Below are 18,945 nucleotides of genomic sequence, written 5' to 3'. Positions count from 1 at the left end.
GCTGTCACTGGTCGCCGAGCGCCTCGACCACCGGCCGGGACAGCGCCCGGCGCGCCGGCAGCACCGAGGCGACCAGGGCGGCCACCACCGCGACCCCGAGGATCAGACCCAGCTGCCCCACCGGCAGCACCACGGCGAAGTCGCCGCTGATCCGGGCCAGCAGGGCCATCGCGGCGGCGCTGACGCCGGTGCCCAGGCCGACCCCGAGCAGCGCGCCGACCAGCGCCATCAGCACCGCCTCGACGGCCAGCATGGCGCGCATCCGCCCGCGGGTCAGGCCGACCGCCCGCAGCACGGCGTTCTCCCGGGTCCGTTCCACCACCGACAGGCTCAGCGTGTTGGCGACCCCGACCAGCGCGATCACCACGGCCAGGCCCAGCAGCGCGGTGACGAGGGCGAGCAGCATGTCGACCGTGGCGGTGAGCATCTTCTTGTACGCGCCCTGGTCCATCAGGTTGGCCGTCGGATAGCGGGCGACCACCGCCTCGACGGCGGCCCGGGCCCGGTCGGCGGAGACCCCGTCGGCGGGGTCGATCTCGGCCAGGAAGCCCCGCTCGTCGGGGAAGATGGCGGCGAAGTCGGCGTCCACCACGTCGATCACGTGGCCGTCGGGGACGGGGCTGCCGGCGAGTGCCGGTCCGTCGGCGGTGACGACCGCGGCCACCCGTAACGACCGGCCGCGCACGGTGACGGTGGAGCCGGTCGTCCAGCCCCGGGCCTCGGCCAGCTCCCGGTGCACCAGCACCCATCCGGGGCCCAGCCGGTCGACGTCCCCCGCCACGACGCCCGTCAGCGTCCGGGCCACCAGGGCGGGGTGCGCGGCCTGGATCTGCACGCCGGCAGCGACGGCGCCGCGCTGCTCGTGCACCACCGCCAGCTCGGGCCGGGCGCGCAGCTCGGCCACCAGCGGCGCCGGCAAACTCCCGCCGATCCCGGTGACCAGCAAGTCGACCCCGATCTCGGCGTCCACGCTGCGCTCGATGCCGTCCTTGGTGCTGCGGGCGCCGACCACGAAGGCCGACACCAGACCGATCCCGATCACCAGGGCCGTGGCGGTCGCGGCGATCCGGCGTGGATTGCGTACGGCGTTCGCCACGGCCAGGCCGGCGGTGGCGCCGAACAGCCGGCGGGCCGGCCACCCCAGCACCCGGACCAGCGCCGGCACGAGCACCGGGCCGAAGAGCACGATGCCGAAGAAGGTGAGCACGCCACCGGCGGCCACGAGCACCACCTGGACGGCGTACGCGGCGCCGACCAGCGCGGCGATCCCGGCGGCGAAGACCAGCGCCCCGACGGTCAGCCGGAGCCGGCCGGCGCCCCGGGCGGGTTGGACCGCCGCGTCGGTGAGCGCGGCGACCGGGGCGATCCGGGTGCCCCGCCACGCGGGCAGCAGGGCGGCGCCCATCGTGATCGCCGTGCCGAGGAGCAGGCTGACCAGCACGGTCGATCCGGTGACGGTGAGCCCGCCGGGGGCCGGCGCGTCGAGGCGCGCCATCACCTGGTTCATGCCGCCGGCCAGGGCTACGCCGATCAGCACGCCGATCGCGGAGGCGACCAGCCCGAGCAGCGCGGCCTCCAGCAGCGCGGCGCGGAAGAGCTGGCCTCGGGTCGCGCCGACCAGCCGCAGCAGCGCGGTCCGCCGGGTCCGCTGCGCCAGCACGATCGCGAAGGTGTTGGCGATGACGAAGCCGGCGACCACGACGGCGACCCCGGCGAAGGTCAGCAGCGCCATGTTGAACTGCTGGAGGTCGCGGACCGCGTCGGTCACGGCGTCGTCGAGGATCCGCTGCCGGGTCTTGACGGTCGCGCCGGCTCCGACGGCCTCGGCGGTCCGCTCGACGAGCGCCTCGTCGGCCGGGCCCGGCCGGGCGGCCACCATGATCCGGTCGTAGCCGCGTTGGCCGGTCACCGCGAGGGCGTCCGCGCCGACCAGGCCGATGAACGGACCGCCGACGTCGCGGGCGGTGCCGGCCACGTCGACCGTGCCGACCAGCGTGTACGGGCGGGCCGCTCCCCCGCTGCCGCCGACGCGTACGGGCGCGCCGAGGGCGAAGCCCTCCTCCGCCGCGGTGGGCGCGTCCAGCACCACCTCGCCGGGGCGGTCGGGCAGCCGGCCGGCCACCACGTCGTACGAGCGCAGCGCCTCGTCGACGGGGATGGCGGCGAGGACGGCGTAGCCGAGCACGGGGCGGCCGTCGGCGCCGACGATGCCGCCGGAGCCGAGCAGCTCCCCCTCGGCGGCGGCGACCCCGTCGAGGGAACGCACCTTCTCGACCAGCGTGGCCGGCAACGGGTCGTCGGTGGTGGAGTGGACGGCGAGGTCGGTGTGCCGGTCGAACGCGCCGGCCCGCTCGTACGCGCCGGTGCGCATCCCGTCGACGAAGATCAGCGTGCCGGCGATGAACGCGACGCCGAGCACGATGGCCAGCGAGGAGAGCATCAGGCGCAGTGCCTCGGCGCGGAGCTGGCGCAGGGTCGTCCTGATCACCGGGTCACCACCTCGCGGCCGGCGGCCGGTACGCGTGCCGCGTCGAGGCCGGCGAGCGCGTCGAGCACGCGCTCGGCGGTCGGCGCGGTGAGGTCGCGTACCGGCCGGCCGTCGGCGAGGAAGACCACCCGGTCGGCGTGCCCGGCGGCCGACGGGTCGTGGGTCACCATGATCACCGTCTGGCCGAGGGTGTCGACGGCCTCGCGGAGCAGGCGCAGCACCTCGGCGCCGGAGCGGGAGTCCAGGTTGCCGGTCGGCTCGTCGGCGAAGATCACCCACGGCTTGGTGATCAGGGCGCGGGCGACCGCCACCCGCTGCTGCTGGCCGCCGGAGAGCTCGGCGGGACGGTGGCGCAGCCGGTCGGCGAGACCCACCGCCGCGACGACCTGGCGCAGCCAGGCCCGCTCCGGCCGCCGGCCGGCGATCGCCAGGGGCAGCACGATGTTCTCCTCGGCGGTCAGCGCCGGCAGCAGGTTGAACTTCTGGAACACGAAGCCGACGCGGTCGCGGCGCAGCAGGGTGAGCCGCTTGTCGTCGAGGCCGGCGAGGTCGGCGTCGCCGATGCGCACGCTGCCGGAGGTGGGCCGGTCCAGGCCGGCGAGGCAGTGCATGAGGGTGGACTTGCCGGAGCCGGAGGGACCCATGATGGCGGTGAACCGGCCGGCGGCGAAGTCGACGTCGACCCCGTCGAGGGCGACGACGGCGGCCTGGCCGGCGCCGTACCGCTTGGACAGGCCGCGGGCGGTGACCGCCACGCCGGCGGTGGCGTGCGCGGGAGGTGCGACGGACACGTGGAGCTCCCCGTGGAGATCGTGGCTGGGACGTCTCCGACGCTATGGGCGCCGCCGGTCCGGCCGCGTCCACCCGCGCGTGGTGATCCCGCTGCGACCTCGGGAGCCCCTGACGGGGTGGGCCCGTACGACCTGGGTCGTAGACCGGCTCAGCCGCCGGGGGTGACCAGCCCCGTCTCGTACGCCAGCACCACGGCCTGCACCCGGTCGCGGAGCTGGAGCTTGGCGAGGATCCGCCCGACGTGCGTCTTCACGGTGGCCTCGGCGACGTGCACCCGGGCGGCGATCTCCGCGTTGGAGAGGCCCTGCGCCACCAGCAGGAGGATCTCCCGCTCGCGTTCGGTGAGCTGGCCGATCCGGGGGTCCTCGGCGGGCCCGGGGCCGAGCCGGCCGGCGAACCGGTCGAGCAGCCGCCGGGTGATGGGCGGGGCGACCACCGAGTCGCCCCGGGCGACCACCCGGATGGCCGCCAGCAGCTCCTCGGGTGGGACGTTCTTGAGCAGGAAGCCGCTGGCGCCCGCCTGGAGCGCGGCGAAGGCGTCGGCCTCGGTGTCGAAGGTGGTGAGCACCAGCACCCGGGGCGGTCCGGCGGGGCGGTCCCGGCAGATCCGGCGGGTCGCCTCCACCCCGTCCATGGTGGGCATCCGGACGTCCATCACCACGACGTCGGCCTCGACGCGGGCCAGCAGCCGCAGGGCGTCGGCCCCGTCGATCGCCTCGCCGACGATCTCCAGGTCCGGCTGGGAGCCCAGCACCATCCGGAAGCCGGCGCGGACCAGCGCCTGGTCGTCCACGATCACCACGCGGACCGTCATGCCGCCGTCACCTCCGTCGTCGGGGACGTCGACGGTAGCGGCAGCCGCGCCTCGACCTGCCAGCCCCCGGCGAGCCGCGGGCCCGCGGTGAGGCTGCCGTCGTACACGCCGACCCGCTCGCGCATGCCCACCAGGCCGTGCCCGCCGGACGGCGCGGGACTGACCGGCGGCCGGCCGCGCCCGTCGTCGACCACCCGGACCACCACGGCGTCGCCGGCGTGCGCCACGGTGACCTCGACGTCGGCGCCGACCCCGGCGTGCTTCAGGGCGTTGGTCAGCCCCTCCTGCACCACCCGGTAGACGGTCAGTTCCAGCCCGGGCGGCATCGGCGCCTGCTCCCCGGTGACCGCGTGCCGGGCCCGGAGGCCGGCGGCGCGGAACCGGTCGAGCAGGGCGGGCAGCTCCGCCAGCGCCAACCGACGGTGCGCCGGGTCGGCGGTCGCCCCGGCGTCGCCGGGCGCACCCGCCGCGCCGGGCCCGGCCTGCGCGTCCGGCGCGTCGGGCTCCCGCAGTACGCCGACCAGCCGGCGCATCTCCTCCAGCGCCTGCCGGCCGGTGTCGGCGACCACCTTCACCGCCTGGCGGGCGGTCTCCGGATCCCGGTCGAGCGTGAACCGCGCCCCGTCGGCCTGCACGATCATCACCGCCATGCTGTGCGCCACCACGTCGTGCAGTTCGCGGGCGATGCGGGTGCGTTCCTCCGCGACCGCGGCGCGCGCCTCCGCCTCGCGTTCCCGCTCCAGGGTGGCGGCCCGCTCCTCCAGGCTGAACACGTAGAGCCGGCGGGTGCGCACGTTCAGCCCGACCAGCCAGACCGCCCCGGTGACCAGCCCGTAGTAGATCGCCGCCGCCCACCAGGCGATGGCTCCCGAGGTCTGGAGGCCGGCGAGCACCACCCCGACGGCGGCGCCGATCCCGGCGAGGACACCGTCGCGGAGCCGGTCGGCGTACTTGATGACGCTGTAGAGGGCGATCAGCACCGCGACGTCGAAGGGCAGCGGCCCCCACCCGGCGACCACCTGCACCATCGCGAGCGCGGCTACCACGGCGGCGACCGCCGACGGGTGGGCCCGGCGGAACAGCAGCGCCACCGCCATCGCGGCCCCGACCAGGGTGGCCCTCCCACCGCCGGGCTGGTTCGCCATGCCGGCGAGGCCGAGGAGCGCCACCGTGGCGGAGACGAAGGCGTCGAAGGCGACGCCGCGCAGCGGGCGGCCGAGGATCGCGCGGTTCACGGTCACCCAGCGTACGTGCCGCAGGCCAGGGGGTCACTCCGCCCCGAGGCCGGGACCGGGCCGCCCGCCCGGGTCAGGCCAGCAGCTCGCGCATCCGGTCGATCTCGACGGTCTGCTCGGTGGCGACGGAGTTGGCGAACTCCGACAGGGTGAGGTCGGCGCCGACCTTGAGCAGGTCCGTGGCCATCTGGACCGCGCCCTGGTGGTGCTCCGTCATCATCCGCACGAAGAGCCGGTCGAACTCGGCGCCCCGCGCCGCCGCGAGCTGCCGGATGGCCTCGGGCGTCTGCATGCCCCGCATGCCCTCGTGGTCGTGCCCGGCCACCTCGGTGGAGAGTCCGCGCGCCTGCAACCAGCCCCGCATCAGGCCGATCTCGGGGCCCTGACTGGCCCGGATCCGCTCGGCGAGGGCGCGCAGGGCCGGGTCGCCGGCGCGGTCACCGGCCAACTCCGCCATCTCGAGCGCCTGGGCGTGGTGCGGGATCATCATCCGGACGAACCAGACGTCCATCGAGTTGTGCCGGGCCGTGGGGGCGTCGCGCAGCTCCTCGGCGGGCCGGACCGCGGCGGTCTCGCCGGGCCGACCGGGAACGATCACCGGGGGTCGGCTCGGACCGGCCGGGGCGGACGTCCGGGCGGCGGTCTGTCCCGCCGGCACCGCGGTCGGGTTGTCGGCGGCACGGGACAGGAGGACGACCGCCACCGTCAGCAGACACGCGGCTGTGACGACGGCGAGGGTCCGCGCGCGGCGGTTGGTCATGGGCCACTCCCCCCGGTAGAGGTCATGGCGATGCTATCCATCGACGAACGGGCTTCGATGTGATTCACATCACATCGATGGAACTCTCTGGACGGTAAGGTGTCCACCATCGTCATCCCCTTGCGAAGGACGTCGCCGATGACCAGTTTCCGCACCTTGCGGGCCAGGCGGCTCACCACCGTGAGCCTGGCCGCGGCCGGTCTACTCCTCGCCAGCGTCGCCACCGCCACGCCGGGAAGTGCCGGCGTGGCGGCGCAGTCCGCCCCCTCGGGCACGGCGGACACCACCAACACCATCCCGGGCGTCGACGAGATCGTCAGCAGCCCCAACCTCCGGCAGATCGCCAACCTGCCGAAGCAGGCGCCGCTGGACGCCACCAACAGCGACCTCGCCTTCCAGGGCCGCTACGCCTTCGCCGGCAACTACAACGGCTTCGTCATCTACGACATCTCCCGGCCGACCGCGCCGACGGTGGTGTCGCAGGTGTACTGCCCCGGATCGCAGAACGACATCTCCGTCCACGGTGACCTGCTGTTCCTCTCCACCGATTCCTCCCGCAGCGACGACTCCTGCAACAGCACCAGCGCGCCGGCGACGGAGAAGGCGTCCTGGGAGGGCATCAAGGTCTTCGACATCAGCGACAAGGCCAACCCCCGCTACGTCAAGGCGGTGGAGACGGCCTGCGGGTCGCACACCCACACCCTCGTGCCGGGCAAGGACCGCAAGACCGTCTACCTGTACGTCTCCTCGTACAGCCCGCGGGCGGAGTTCCCCGACTGCCAGCCCCCGCACGACTCCATCTCCATCGTGAAGGTGCCGGTGAAGTCGCCCACGGACGCGGCGGTGGTGGCCTCCCCGAACCTCTTCCCCGACGGCGGCTACGAGGGCCGGCCCGGCGGTTCGGCGACCACCGGCTGTCACGACATCACGGCGTACCCGGAGAAGAACCTCGCCGCGGGCGCGTGCATGGGTGACGGCGTGCTGATGGACATCTCGAACCGGGAGGCCCCCCGGCTGATCAACCGGGTCCGGGACACCGTCAACTTCGCGTTCTGGCACTCGGCCACGTTCAACAACGCCGGCACCAAGGTGGTCTTCACCGACGAGCTGGGCGGCGGCAGCGCGGCCACCTGCAACGAGGCCGTCGGACCGGAGCGGGGCGCCAACGCCATCTACGACATCACCGGTCGCGGCGACGCCCGGACGATGGTCTTCCGCAGCTACTACAAGATCCCCCGGATGAACGCCGACACCGAGAACTGCGTGGCGCACAACGGCTCGCTGATCCCGGTGCTCGGGCGCGACATCATGGTCCAGGCGTGGTACCAGGGCGGCATCTCCGTCTGGGACTTCACCGACTCGGCCAACCCGCAGGAGATCGCGTTCTGGGAGCGGGGTCCGATCTCGATCGACCGGCTCGTCGGCGGCGGCTCCTGGTCGGCGTACTACTACAACGGCTACATCTACTCCAACGACATGGCCAAGGGCTTCGACGTCCTCAAGCTGACCGACTGGCGGACCTGGACGGCGAACCTCGTCCGCTACCGCGAGCTGAACGTGCAGACCCAGCCCAGCTACCTGAGCTGGTAGTCGCAACGCGCCGACGGGCCCGCCCCCCACCGAGGTCGGGCCCGTCCGTGTCCGTCGTGGACGCGCCGGTCAGCCGGCCGGCGGGTACGGGTCGTCCTGGTAGGTGTACTCCGTCTCGATCTTGCCGTCGGACGTGTGCACGACGAGCTGGCTCGGCTCGTTGCCGTGCGCCGCCCGGCGCCCCGCCTCGACGGCGAGCTGCTTGGTGTCGAACGTGCCGACGACCTGGTTGCCCTGCTCGACCTTCCAGCCGCCGTCGTTCGGTACGACGTGGTACTGGTTGCGCTTCATGTCAGTCACCCGCCTCTCGGTCAGGTCCACCGGGATACCCGGGCCACTGAGGCGGAAAACCCTCCTCCGTGGACAAACCGTCCGCCGCCGGCGTACCGAGGGAAGTGACCGTCCGTCACGTGGCCGGAATCCGGTCGAGCTGCGCGCGGATCGCCTCCGGCGTCAGCGCGGGCCGGCCGCCCGGATGGCCGACGGTCGCACCGGCCGCCGCGACCGCGTGCCGGGCGACCCGCTCCCGAGGCTCGCCGCGCAGCACGCCGAGGGTCAGCGCGGCGACGAACGCGTCCCCGGCGCCGGTGTCGTCCACGGTGGGCGTCTCGCTCAACGGCAGGAACAGCTCGCCGTCCGGCCAGACGAACGCGTTGCCCTTCCCGGCCACCTCGACGGCCAGCAGCGACGGGCCGCGACGCAGCAGCCCACGCCCCGCGGCGAGCCCCGCCTCGGCGTCGCGCGGCGCGTGGCCGGTGATCAGCTCCACCTCCTGCGCGTCGGCCCGCAGCACGTCGGCGAGGGCGAGCAGCGCGTCGGCGTCGGCCGCGTCGGTCGGCGCGCCGTCGAGCACGACCAGCCGGCCGGCCTCCCGGGCGATCCGGGCCGCGGCCAGGGCGGCCCGCGCCGGCTGCTGGAGCTGCACCAGCACGGCCCGTGCGGCCCGCAGCGCGGATGCCGCCCCGGCGACGTCGTCGGGGGTGAGCAGGGTGGCCTCGGCAACGTCCTCGAGGTAGCGCCAGTCGGCGTCGGCGTCCACGACGTCGACGATGAGCGCGGTCGGGGTGCCGGGCCGGCGCCGTACCCACTGGACGTCGATGCCGTCGGCCCGCGCCAGCGCCAGCAGCCGCTCCCCCACCTCGTCGTCGCCGACCACCCCGAGCAGACCGACGGCGGCGCCGAGCTGCGCCAGCCCGACGGCCTGGTTGGCCCCCTTGCCGCCGAGCAGCTCGCGCCGCCGCCGTACCGGGGCGGTCCCGCCGGCCTCCGGGACCTCGTCCACCCGCAGCACGAGGTCCCGCGCCAGCTGCCCGACCACCATCACGTCCAGTCCCGCCATGCCCGGAGCACTACCCGCGAGCGCCCGGGTTGATCCGCGCCGGGCGGGAGGCGTCGCCGTTGGCGAGGCGCGCCCCGGCCGACGACGCGAGGGGTGCGTGGCGCGCGGTCAACCGGGCAGCGGCGCCTCGTCGCCGCGCGTGCGGCGCGGCCCGACCAGCCGGCGCACCATCGGGGCGGCGTTCCACTTCGCCGCGCCCACCAGGTCGCGGGCGTGCTCCAGGACGGTGTAGTCGGGCCGGGCCCGGCCGTCGGCGATGGCCCGGTCCAGGTCGTTGCCGCACCGGGTCAGCACGCTGTCGAAGTCGCGGCGCACCGGTTCGAGCAGGTGGTAGCCGAACGAGCGGTGCAGCCGAGCGAAGAGCGGCTTGTAGAGCCGGGCCCGCTCATGCAGCCCCGAGGAGTACGACATCGGGTTCTTCGGCCGGCGCCGGACGTAGTCGGGCAGCAGGTCGGCAAAGGCCCGACGGACGATCCACTTCTCCTGCCCGTCGCGCATCTTCAGCCCGATCGGCAGCCGCATCGCCAGCTCGACCAGGCTCAGGTCGAGAAACGGCACGCGGGCCTCCACCCCGTGCCCCATGCTGGCCCGGTCGACGCGCTGCAACTCCGTACGGCAGAGGTTGCGGATCTTGTGCAGGAAGAGCCGGCGGGACGCCTCGGGGCCGACCTCGTGGTACATGGGGTAGCCGCCGAACAGCTCGTCGGAGCCGTCGCCGGTGAGCACCACCTTCACGCCCAGCTCCCGCAGCCGGCGGAACAGCGGCACGGTGACCACCGCGTTGATGATGTCGCCGTACTCGGTCAGCTCGGACATCCGGATGGCCTCCCGGATGTCGGCCAGCCGGATGTCGCGCGGGCGCAGCTCGACCACCTCGTGCGGCACCCCCAGGTCCTTCGCGAGCCGCCGCGCGTACGCGACGTCGGGGCTGTCGGGCACGCCGACCGTGACCGCGACGCAGTCGGGGTGCATCTCGCGCACGTGCAGCAGGGCCAGCGAGCTGTCCAGCCCGCCGGAGAGCACCACCCCGACGGTGAGGTCGGTGTCCACCCGCATCCGGATGCTGTCGGTGAGGGCAGCACGGACGAGCAGGGCGGCCTCGTCCGGGTCGTCCACCACCGGCAGCCCGTCGCCGAGGGTGAGCAGGTCGACGTACGCGCGCAGCCGGACCGGCCCGTCGGGCTCGACCCAGCCGTGGTGCCCGGGCGGCACCTCGACGATCGGCACGCGGTGCCCGACCAGCGCCTTGACCTCGCTGGCGACGTGCAGGCAGCCGGGCGTCCGGGCCCAGTACAACGGCTTGACGCCGAGCGGGTCCCGGACCAGGTAGGCCCGGCCGGTGGCCCGTTCCACGACGGCGAAGGCGTACTCGCCGCGCAGCCGGGTCACCATGCCCTCGCCCCACCGCAGGAACGCGGCGAGCACCACCTCGGTGTCGCCGGTGCCGCGGAAGCGGTGTCCCAGCCGGACCAGTTCCGCGCGCAGCTCGGGGTGGTTGAAGACCTCGCCGTTGTAGCAGAGCAGCCACCGCTCGTCGGCGGAGGCCCACGGCTGCACGGCGCGTTCGCGGTCCACGATCGGCAGCCGACGGGTGCCGGTGAGCAGGCCGTTCTCGTAGCGGGTCTCGGTGACCTCGCCGCGCGGGGCGAGGGTGGCGAGCATCCGCCGGAAGATCGTCGGATCGGCCTCGGGGCCCAGGCTCAACGCGATGCCACACATCGGCTCAGACCCCCATCTCGGCTTCGTACGCCCGACGCAGCCGCCGCCGCGCCGCCGGCGCGAGGCACAGGTGCCACGCCTGCCCCTCGTCGACCACGTTGACCTCGCCGGCCCGCTGCCGTGCCAGCAGCAGCTCGGCCAGGGTGTCCCGCGCGCCGAAGCGGCCGAACCACTCCATCTCGACGTCGACCGCCCAGCCGAGGCAGTGCCCGCTGGGCAACATGGCCGCGTACCCGAGTCGGCGCAGCCGGTGCTGGTGCTCGGCGCTGCGGACCAGGCTGGTCACCCACAGCGGCGGCGTGGCGGGCGGGGTGCTGGCGGCGAACTGCCGGGCGATGTCGTTGAGCAGCGCCACCATCTCGCGGCGGGCCCGCCGGAACCGCAGTCCGGCGGTGCGCGGCGTGGCGTCGGGCCGCAGCCGGCGCCGCACCGCCCGCAGCCCGCGGCGGAGCAGCGTCCGCGGCTGCTCGGTGTAGCGGAAGTTCAGCAGGTCCCGGCGGCGCAGCCACTCCAGGTCGACCAGGTCGGGGCTGGCGTCCACCTGGGCGTCGGTGAGGTAGGTCGGGGTGTCGCGCCACCACATCACGTCGACGCGGGAGAGCAGGTAGATCCGGACCAGCGCGGTGAGGTCGGCGGCGGAGCTGCGCGCGTTGGGCTGGTAGCGGGCCATCTCCAGCAGCAGCGTCTCGCGGGCGCCGATCAGCCCCTGCGGGGTGGCGTCGAGCACGGCGGCGATCGCGGGCTCGCGCAGCCGGTCGTCGATCAGCACCTGCCGGGCGGCGGTGCAGGACGCGCCGGCCAGGGCGCCGACCTCGACCAACAGCTCGGCCACGGCGGCCCGGTAGGCGTCGAGGTCCGGCGTTGCGGCGGGCCGCGTCGGGGTGGAGAACGCGCGCCGCCGGGCCGGGGCGGCGGGTGTGACGGAGGAGCCGGGCTGCTGTCCCGGGCTACGGCTGGGCACTCGCATGGTCGGGTCCTCTCTCCCGTCACGGCATCACTGTGCATCGCCCTGCACACACCGTAATCAGACTGGACGGGAGAAGTCCGAACAATCCTCCTATCTACTCCTTCGGAACGCACGGCGGTCACCGCCGCGCACGAAGGGTCACGGTCGGGACGCCCCGCTCAACCGCTGCACCTCGACGTACGAGGGCGGTTCCGCGCGCGGCGCGGCGCCGGACCGGACGGCGTCCAGGGCGTCCAGCGCGGCGCCCAGCGCGGCCCGGAACAGCAGCGAGCCCGTGCTCACCCGGGCCACGCCGAGCGCCCGCAGCTCGTCGAGGGTGGGCCCGCCCGGCCGGTGCAGCACGTTCAGCGGCGCGTCGATCCCCGCCACGAGCGCGGCGACGGTGGCGGCGTCCGGCGCCCCGGGCACGAAGATCCCGTCCGCCCCGGCGGCCAGGTAGGCGCGGGCCCGGCGCAGGGCCTCCGGCAGGGGATCGGGCGTGCCGAGCCACCACGGGTCGGTGCGAGCGTTGACGAACAGGTCGGGCGCCGCGGCCTTGATGGCGGCCACCTTCGCCGCCGCCAGCTCGGGCGGGTCGAGAGTGCCGTCCGCCCGCCCGTCCTCGACGTTCACCCCCACCACGCCGAGCGCGGCCAGCTCCGCCGCCAGCCCGGCGACGACCGCCGGGTCGTCGGCGTACCCCGCCTCCACGTCAACGGTCACCAGCACCGGCAGCGGGCGCAGCGCCCGGGCCAGGCGGAGGTTCTCCGCCCGGGTGGCGGCCGCCGCGTCCGGCACGCCGGCGGCAGCGGCGACCCCCAGGCTGGTGGTGCCGACCGCCGGGTACCCGCGCGCCGCGAACGCGGCGGCGCTGGCGTGGTCCCAGGCGTTGGGCAGCAGCAGCGGCCGGGCGGCGCGGTGCAGGGCGTGGAAGGCGGCGCAGCGCGCGTTCATCCGGGTTCCACCTCGATCATGGTCGGGCCCCGTGGGGCCGGCGACGGTCGTCTCCCGGCGACGGTAGGGCCGGAACCCTACGGCGCCCGCCGAAACGTCGGCTGCCGGCGTGTGCGCTGCCGGCGCGGTACGGGCCACCGGACCACTGCACGGATCGTCGCTATCGGTCGACGCCAGCCAGGCCGTCACTATGCGTGACATTCAGCGCGGCCGGCCATCATGCCTCCGGCCCCTTTGCTCTGCATCCACATACGCAACAGCTACTGACGGTCAACGAGACTCGCGCCCTCGATCATCGCGCCTCTTCGAATCTCCCCAGTTCAGCCCGGTGGTGCGCCGAGGAATGCAGAGCAAAGGGCGCACAGGGCACCGGGCTGCCGGGACGTCGACAGTTACAACAAGTGACCAATCCGACCGTCACGAACGGTAACGACGGCGGCGACCGGCTCCCTCGCCGTCCGTCTCAAGGAATGAGGTCAGGGCCGTCTCCAGACATCGCCAACTGCATCGAGAAACGAGGTCCGAAGGCGCCGAAAGGAGTCGGACGAGGGCGCGACCCGGTCAGGCGCGGCCCCCTCAGGCGCGCCCGCTGCCGCGGTCGGGCGCGGTCGCGGGCGGCGCGAGGTCGGCCGGGGCCAGACCGAGTGCGGCGGCCAGCGCCGGAGCACCGTCCGGGGTCAGCCGGACCTCCCGTCCGCCGCCGCGGGTCAGCCAGCCCGCCTCGAAGAAGCGGGCGTACAGCGCCGCGCCCAACGCGCCGGCGAGGTGCGGCCGACGCTCGGTCCAGTCCAGGCAGTCGCGCACCAGCGGACGGCGGACGGCCCGCAGCGGCGCGACCGGCACCCCCAGCTCCGCCAACCAGGCCCGCCCGGCCGAGGTGAGCGCCGGCCCGCCGGCGCCGTCGAGCAGCCCGCGCGCGAGCAGCCTGTCACGCAGCAGCACCCCGAGGTGCCCGGCCAGGTGGTCGTAGCAGGTGCGGGCGTACGCCAGGGCGGCGCCGGCACGGGCGGCGCGCAGCGAACGGGCCGGCTCGGACCGCCCGGGCGCGTAGCCAGCCAGATCCTCGACCAACTGGGCCGCCGAGGGACCGGCGAGCTGGACGTAGCGGTGTCGTCCCTGCCGATGCTCGACCAACAGCCCGCCCCGGACGAGCCGGGTGAGGTGATCGCTGGCGGTGGACGGGGCCACCCCGGCGAGCCGGGCCAGCTCCCCCGCCGTCCACGCCCGGCCGTCGAGCAGAGCCAGGCAGATGCGGGCCCGGGTGTCGTCGGCGAGCAGGGCGGCGAGCCGGGCCAGGGCCCGGCCGTCCGGCGCGGGGATGGTCACGGACACCATGCTGGCACGGGCACCCTGCGGCCGGCACCGAAGCTTCGCCACTCCTTTACAACGTTGTATCCAACGTTGTACAAACGGACACGCACCGATCCTGATCGAACTCCCGCACCCGAGGCAGGTCTGATGCGACATCTCCGCCGCGCCGGGGCGCTCGCCGCCGTCGTCGGTCTGGTCCTGGCCGCGACGGCGTCCGCGCCGGCCGCCGCCGCACCCGAGCCCCGCTACCGCAACCCCGTCTCGGCCGGGTTCGCCGACACCTTCGCCGACCCCGTGATCGTCCGCGGTGAGGACGGTTTCTGGTACGCCTACGGCACCACCGACCCGCTGCGCGAGGGCGAGGGGACGTTCCACGGGGTCCCGATCGCCCGCTCGGCCGACCTGGTCGGTTGGACGTACGTCGGGGACGCCTTCGGCGCCGGCCAACGCCCGGCGTACGCGGCTCCCGGCGCCGGCTTCTGGGCCCCCGACGTGCGCCGGGTCGGCGATCGCTGGGTCATGTACGTGACCGTCACCGACACGACCGTGTCCCCCGACGGGGGTGACTTCGCCGTCGGGGCGGCCACCGCGCCCACCCCGACCGGCCCGTGGACCTTCGCCGACGAGCCCGTGGTCGCGCCCCGCCCCGGCGGTGGCGGGGGCTGGCTGTGGACCATCGACCCGAGCCAGTTCACCGACGTCGACGGCAGGCACTACCTCTACCACGGCAGCTACTACGGCGGCATCTCGGTGACCGAGCTCTCCGCCGACGGGCTTCGCGCCGTCGGCTCACCCACCCTGGTCGCCGTCGACAACAAGTTCGAGGGCAGCCACGTGGTGCGCCACGACGGCTGGTACTACCTGTTCGCCTCCACGGCAAACTGCTGCGCCGGCCCGGCCACCGGCTACTCCGTGCACGTCGGCCGGTCCCGCGACCCGCGCGGGCCGTTCGTCGACCGCGACGGCGTCGCGCTGACCGCCTCCCGGGCCGGCGGCACGCCGGTGCTCACCCAGAACGGCAACCGGTGGATCGGCACCGGCCACAACGGCTTCCTCACCGACCTCTCCGGCCAGGACTGGATCGTCTACCACGCGATCGACCGCGCCGACCCGTACCTGGACGAGCCGTTCGGCATCAACGAGCGGCCGATGCTGCTGGACCGCCTCGACTGGATCGACGGCTGGCCGACGGTGAACGCCGGTGCCGGCCCCTCCGAGGGCCCCCGGCCCGCGCCGGTCACCACCGGCCGGGTGGACGAGCGCTTCGACGCCGGGCTGGCCGGCTGGCGACTCGGCTCCGGGGACTGGCGGGTCGCCGACGGCCGACTCACCGGCAGCGGCGCGCTGACCAGCCGTACGACCGGGGGCGGGGACCTTCGGGCGGAGGCCGACCTGCGGCTTCCCGCCGCCGGGACGGCTGGTCTCACGCTCGGCGACCGGGTCTCGGTGCGGGTGGACGCCGCCGCCGGCCGGCTGGTCGCCGCCGACGGCGGGCGCACCGCGAGCGCGCCGCTGCCCGCCGGCTTCGACGCCGCGGCCGGGCACCACCTCGCCGTCGAGGTACGCGGCCGGGACCTGGTGGCCGAGCTGAGCCCGGCCCGGCTCGGCGACCAGCTGGCGGCGGTGTCGCTGCGGCTGGCGCGGCCGGTGGCCGGGCGGCTCACGCTCACCGCGACCGGCGGGGCCGCCGGGTTCGACAACGTCAGCGTCGCCCGGCTGCACCGGCCGGTGCGCCACGCCGTCGCCGAACCGCGGGCGGGCCGCCTGCTGCCGGCGTTCTCCGACGAGTTCACCGGGGGGCTGGACCCGGCGTGGCGGTGGGTCCGGCCGGACCCGGCGGCCACCGTGTCCGGCGGGGCGCTGCGCTGGCCGGTGCAGGGCGCCGACCTGACCGGCACCGGCAACACCGCCGGCGTGCTGCTGCGCGACGCGCCGGGCGGCGACTACGTCGTGGAGACGAAGGTGACCCTGGACCTCGGCGAGGAGACCGTCCGCAACTACCAGCAGGCCGGGCTGGTCGCCTACGTCGACGACGACCGCTTCGCCCGGCTGGCGCAGGTCGCGATCTGGAACACCAGGCAGGTGGAGTACGGCTACGAGCTGCCCTTCGCCGGCCAGCCGGTCTACGGCGGCAACATCGTCGGCACCCCGGCGACCACCACCTGGCTGCGGCTGGCGCACCGGGTCGACCCGGCCACCGGCGAGCACGAGTTCCGGGCCGGCTCCAGCCGGGACGGGCGGAACTGGACGTGGGGCGGGGTGTGGACCTTCCCGGCCGACACCACCCCCCGGATCGGGCTGGTCGCGCACGGCGGAGCCGACCCGGCGGTCACCGCGCACTTCGACTACCTGCGCTTCCACCGCTGACCCCCGCACGATCGGGCCCCCGCCGGACGGCGGGGGCCCGATCCCGTTCCCGGCGCCTGGCGGCGGGGCACCCCGGCGGTCACGTACGGCGCCCGGCGGCGGGGCCGGCACGGCACGCCTGGCGGTCACGTGCGGCGGGCCGGCGGCGGGGCCGGGGCGGCTCCCCCGCCGGTCACGTGCGGCGGCCGGCGCCGCCGAGCGGGCTGACCGTCCGGCTCTGCCCGTCGTAGCTGCGCCCGGCGACGAAGGCCCCGTCGGGGCGGTCGACGCCCGCCACCGCGCGGGCCAGCCGGCGATCGGCGTCGCGGAAGCGCAGCGCCAGGCTCAGGTGCGGACGCCAGTGCCCCGGCGCGTGCCAGGGACGCTGCCCCGGGGCCCCGGCGAGGACGTCCCAGACCGACGCGTGCAGGGCGGTCAGCTCCGGCGACGGGTGCACCAGCCACACCAGCGGGGCGCTGCCGTCGAGCACCGCGATCCGGTCCAGCCGCACGGGCAGCGGCAGCCCCGCGTCGAACAGGTCGGCCAGCCGCCGCTGCGCGCCGGGCGGGAACTCGTCGACCGCGGCGAGGGTCAGGTGCGGCCGGTTCGTCGGATGGGCGTTGCGGGCCAGGCTGGGCAGCCCCACCGCGGCCAGCCGCTCCCAGGCGCCGCGCACGGCGGCCTCCAGGTCGGGCGAGCAGACCAGTTCGACCGTACGCACGCCGCCAGGCTAGCCCGCCGGAGCACGGCGACGGGCGCCCGCCGGACCCGCGCGGGTGCTCGTTGTGCCGGTCGGCGAAACGGCGTCGCGGCGGTGATGAAAAGCTTGACGGCATGAGTTCCGCACCCGTACGGCACGACCCGCCCACCGAGCCCGGCCCCGACGCCCTCGACGACACGAGCCCCTTCGCGGACCTCGGACTACGCGCCGAGCTGCTGGGCGCGCTGACCGCCCTGGGCTACGAGGAGCCCACTCCGATCCAGCGGGAGGCCATCCCACCCCTGCTGGCCGGTCGGGACCTGCTGGGCCAGGCCGCGACGGGTACGGGCAAGACGGCCGCCTTCGCGCTGCCGCTGTTGCAGCGGATGCCCGACGACCGGCCCGGCGGCGCCCCGGTGGCGCTCGTGCTGGTGCCCACCCGCGAGCTCGCGGTGCAGGTCTCCGAGGCGTTCCACCGCTACGGCAAGGACCTGGGCGCGCGGGTGCTGCCGATCTACGGCGGGCAGCCGATCGGCCGGCAGCTGCGCGCCCTGGACCTCGGGGTCGACGTCGTGGTCGCCACCCCGGGCCGCGCGCTGGACCACATCGCCCGGGGCACGCTCGACCTGGGCTCGCTGGCCACGGTGGTGCTCGACGAGGCCGACGAGATGCTCGACATGGGCTTCGCCGAGGACATCGAGGCGATCCTGGAGCACGCGCCGGAGCAGCGCCAGACGGTGCTCTTCTCGGCGACGATGCCGGCGCGCATCGACGGGCTGGCCCGCAAGCACCTGACCGACCCGGTACGCATCCTCATCGCCCGCGAGCAGCCGGTGGCCGGCGAGGCGCCCCGGGTGCGGCAGAGCGCGTACATCGTCGCCCGGGCGCACAAGCCGGCGGCGCTGGGCCGGGTGCTGGACGTCGAGTCCCCCACGGCGGCGATCGTCTTCTGCCGCAGCCGCGAGGAGGTCGACCGGCTCACCGAGACCATGAACGGCCGGGGCTACCGGGCCGAGGCGCTGCACGGCGGGATGAGCCAGGAGCAGCGCGACCGGGTGATGGGCCGGCTGCGCACGGGCACCGCGGACCTGCTGGTGGCCACCGACGTGGCCGCCCGCGGCCTGGACGTCGAGCAGCTCACCCACGTGGTCAACTACGACGTCCCGTCGGCCCCCGAGTCGTACGTGCACCGCATCGGCCGGGTCGGCCGGGCCGGGCGGGAGGGCGTGGCGATCACCCTCGCCGAGCCGCGCGAGCACCGGATGCTCAAGACCATCGAGCGGGTCACCGGCCAGCGCATCGCCATCGACAAGATCCCGACGGTGGCGGACATGCGCACCCGGCGGTTGGAGCTGACCCAGGGCGCCCTGCGGGAGAGCCTGCTGGAGGACGACCTCGACCCGTACCGGGCGATCGTCGAGTCGTTGACCGACGAGTTCGACCTGGTGGAGGTGGCCCTCGCGGCGGTGAAGCTGGCGCACGAGGCGACGTCGCCGGGCTCGGACGACGAGGAGGAGATCCCCCAGGTCCCCGTCCGGGGCCCGCGTGAGGGGCGGCCGGAGGCCGGTGGCCGGGGCGAGCGCCGGGGCGGTGCCCGGCCCCGCACCGGCGGCACCACCCAGGTCTTCATCGGGCTGGGCCGGCGCGCCGGGGTCCGCCCGCAGGACCTGGTGGGCGCGATCACCGGCGAGACGGGGGTCAGCGGCCGGGACATCGGCTCGATCGAGATCGCCGACCGGTTCTCGCTGGTGGAGGTGCCCCAGAGCATCGCCGACGAGGTGATCGCCGGGCTGCGTGGCAGCACCATCAAGGGCCGCAAGGCGACCGTACGCCGGGACCGTGACGGCGCCGACGGCGGCGAGCGCCGCTTCGACGGGGCCGACCGGCGCGAGCGCCGCGACCGGGACTTCGACCGCCGCGACCGCCGCTAGGACGGTGTGGGCAGGGGCCT

Annotated in this window: 15 protein-coding genes; 3 read left to right on the top strand and 12 right to left on the bottom strand. The window is 75.2% G+C overall.

Features of this window, described 5'->3' with window-relative positions; genetic code table 11:
• Positions 1-4 precede the first annotated feature (4 nt).
• From ACLQ20_RS12675 to ACLQ20_RS12655, 5 genes are all read right to left on the bottom strand, one after another.
• Positions 5-2,488: an ABC transporter permease gene (locus tag ACLQ20_RS12675; RefSeq protein ID WP_425855601.1), complete on the bottom strand. Its 2,484-nt coding sequence runs from the start codon at positions 2,486-2,488 to the stop codon at positions 5-7.
• On the bottom strand, positions 2,485-3,279 hold the full coding sequence (locus ACLQ20_RS12670) for an ABC transporter ATP-binding protein (protein ID WP_425855598.1): 795 nt from the start codon (positions 3,277-3,279) through the stop codon (positions 2,485-2,487). Before ACLQ20_RS12670 ends, ACLQ20_RS12675 begins: the two co-directional genes overlap by 4 nt.
• Before the next feature lie 149 nt (positions 3,280-3,428).
• Positions 3,429-4,094, bottom strand: coding sequence for a response regulator (locus tag ACLQ20_RS12665; RefSeq protein ID WP_151455275.1), 666 nt, complete (start codon positions 4,092-4,094; stop codon positions 3,429-3,431).
• On the bottom strand, positions 4,091-5,335 hold the full coding sequence (locus tag ACLQ20_RS12660) for a sensor histidine kinase (RefSeq protein ID WP_425855596.1): 1,245 nt from the start codon (positions 5,333-5,335) through the stop codon (positions 4,091-4,093). The genes ACLQ20_RS12665 and ACLQ20_RS12660 overlap by 4 nt, the downstream gene beginning before the upstream one ends.
• Positions 5,336-5,402: 67 nt before the next feature.
• Positions 5,403-6,089 carry a DUF305 domain-containing protein gene (locus tag ACLQ20_RS12655; RefSeq protein WP_358121894.1) on the bottom strand — a complete coding sequence of 229 codons (687 nt, stop codon included), beginning with the start codon at positions 6,087-6,089 and terminating at the stop codon, positions 5,403-5,405.
• A 138-nt stretch (positions 6,090-6,227) separates the two neighbouring features.
• On the opposite strand from ACLQ20_RS12655, the gene ACLQ20_RS12650 reads away from it, so the two are divergent.
• Positions 6,228-7,679: an LVIVD repeat-containing protein gene (locus tag ACLQ20_RS12650; RefSeq protein ID WP_425855594.1), complete on the top strand. Its 1,452-nt coding sequence runs from the start codon at positions 6,228-6,230 to the stop codon at positions 7,677-7,679.
• A 69-nt stretch (positions 7,680-7,748) separates the two neighbouring features.
• On the opposite strand, the gene ACLQ20_RS12645 is transcribed toward ACLQ20_RS12650, so the two are convergent.
• The 6 genes from ACLQ20_RS12645 to ACLQ20_RS12620 all read right to left on the bottom strand — a co-directional run bounded on the left by ACLQ20_RS12645 (position 7,749) and on the right by ACLQ20_RS12620 (position 13,957).
• On the bottom strand, positions 7,749-7,970 hold the full coding sequence (locus ACLQ20_RS12645; protein WP_225852266.1) for a DUF2188 domain-containing protein: 222 nt from the start codon (positions 7,968-7,970) through the stop codon (positions 7,749-7,751).
• A 115-nt stretch (positions 7,971-8,085) separates the two neighbouring features.
• On the bottom strand, positions 8,086-9,018 hold the full coding sequence (locus tag ACLQ20_RS12640; RefSeq protein WP_151455271.1) for a PfkB family carbohydrate kinase: 933 nt from the start codon (positions 9,016-9,018) through the stop codon (positions 8,086-8,088).
• 108 nt (positions 9,019-9,126) lie between these two features.
• Positions 9,127-10,737, bottom strand: coding sequence for an asparagine synthetase B family protein (locus ACLQ20_RS12635; RefSeq protein ID WP_358121888.1), 1,611 nt, complete (start codon positions 10,735-10,737; stop codon positions 9,127-9,129).
• 4 nt (positions 10,738-10,741) lie between these two features.
• Complete coding sequence (locus tag ACLQ20_RS12630; protein ID WP_327028603.1) at positions 10,742-11,704, bottom strand: DUF5715 family protein; 963 nt, start codon at positions 11,702-11,704, stop codon at positions 10,742-10,744.
• A 138-nt stretch (positions 11,705-11,842) separates the two neighbouring features.
• Positions 11,843-12,637 (bottom strand): isocitrate lyase/PEP mutase family protein, encoded by a 795-nt coding sequence (locus ACLQ20_RS12625; protein ID WP_151455268.1) that lies wholly within the window; start codon positions 12,635-12,637, stop codon positions 11,843-11,845.
• A 576-nt stretch (positions 12,638-13,213) separates the two neighbouring features.
• Positions 13,214-13,957, bottom strand: coding sequence for an ArsR/SmtB family transcription factor (locus ACLQ20_RS12620; RefSeq protein WP_425855923.1), 744 nt, complete (start codon positions 13,955-13,957; stop codon positions 13,214-13,216).
• Between the two features lie 138 nt (positions 13,958-14,095).
• On the opposite strand from ACLQ20_RS12620, the gene ACLQ20_RS12615 reads away from it, so the two are divergent.
• Positions 14,096-16,315, top strand: coding sequence for a family 43 glycosylhydrolase (locus ACLQ20_RS12615; protein ID WP_425855590.1), 2,220 nt, complete (start codon positions 14,096-14,098; stop codon positions 16,313-16,315).
• Positions 16,316-16,487: 172 nt separating this feature from the next.
• Here ACLQ20_RS12615 and ACLQ20_RS12610 read toward each other — a convergent pair whose 3' ends face one another.
• Entirely contained in the window at positions 16,488-17,015 is a 528-nt protein-coding gene (locus ACLQ20_RS12610; protein WP_151453519.1) for a 2'-5' RNA ligase family protein, read from the bottom strand.
• A 113-nt stretch (positions 17,016-17,128) separates the two neighbouring features.
• Here ACLQ20_RS12610 and ACLQ20_RS12605 point away from each other — a divergent pair, with 113 nt between their 5' ends.
• Positions 17,129-18,925, top strand: coding sequence for a DEAD/DEAH box helicase (locus ACLQ20_RS12605; RefSeq protein WP_425855588.1), 1,797 nt, complete (start codon positions 17,129-17,131; stop codon positions 18,923-18,925).
• The last annotated feature ends 20 nt before the right edge of the window (positions 18,926-18,945 follow it).

This window comes from Micromonospora sp. DT46 (genome assembly GCF_049841735.1).
Lineage (GTDB): Bacteria > Actinomycetota > Actinomycetes > Mycobacteriales > Micromonosporaceae > Micromonospora > Micromonospora reichwaldensis.
The sequence above is the reverse complement of the archived record's forward strand: the minus strand, read 5'-3'. Positions and strand labels throughout refer to the sequence as shown.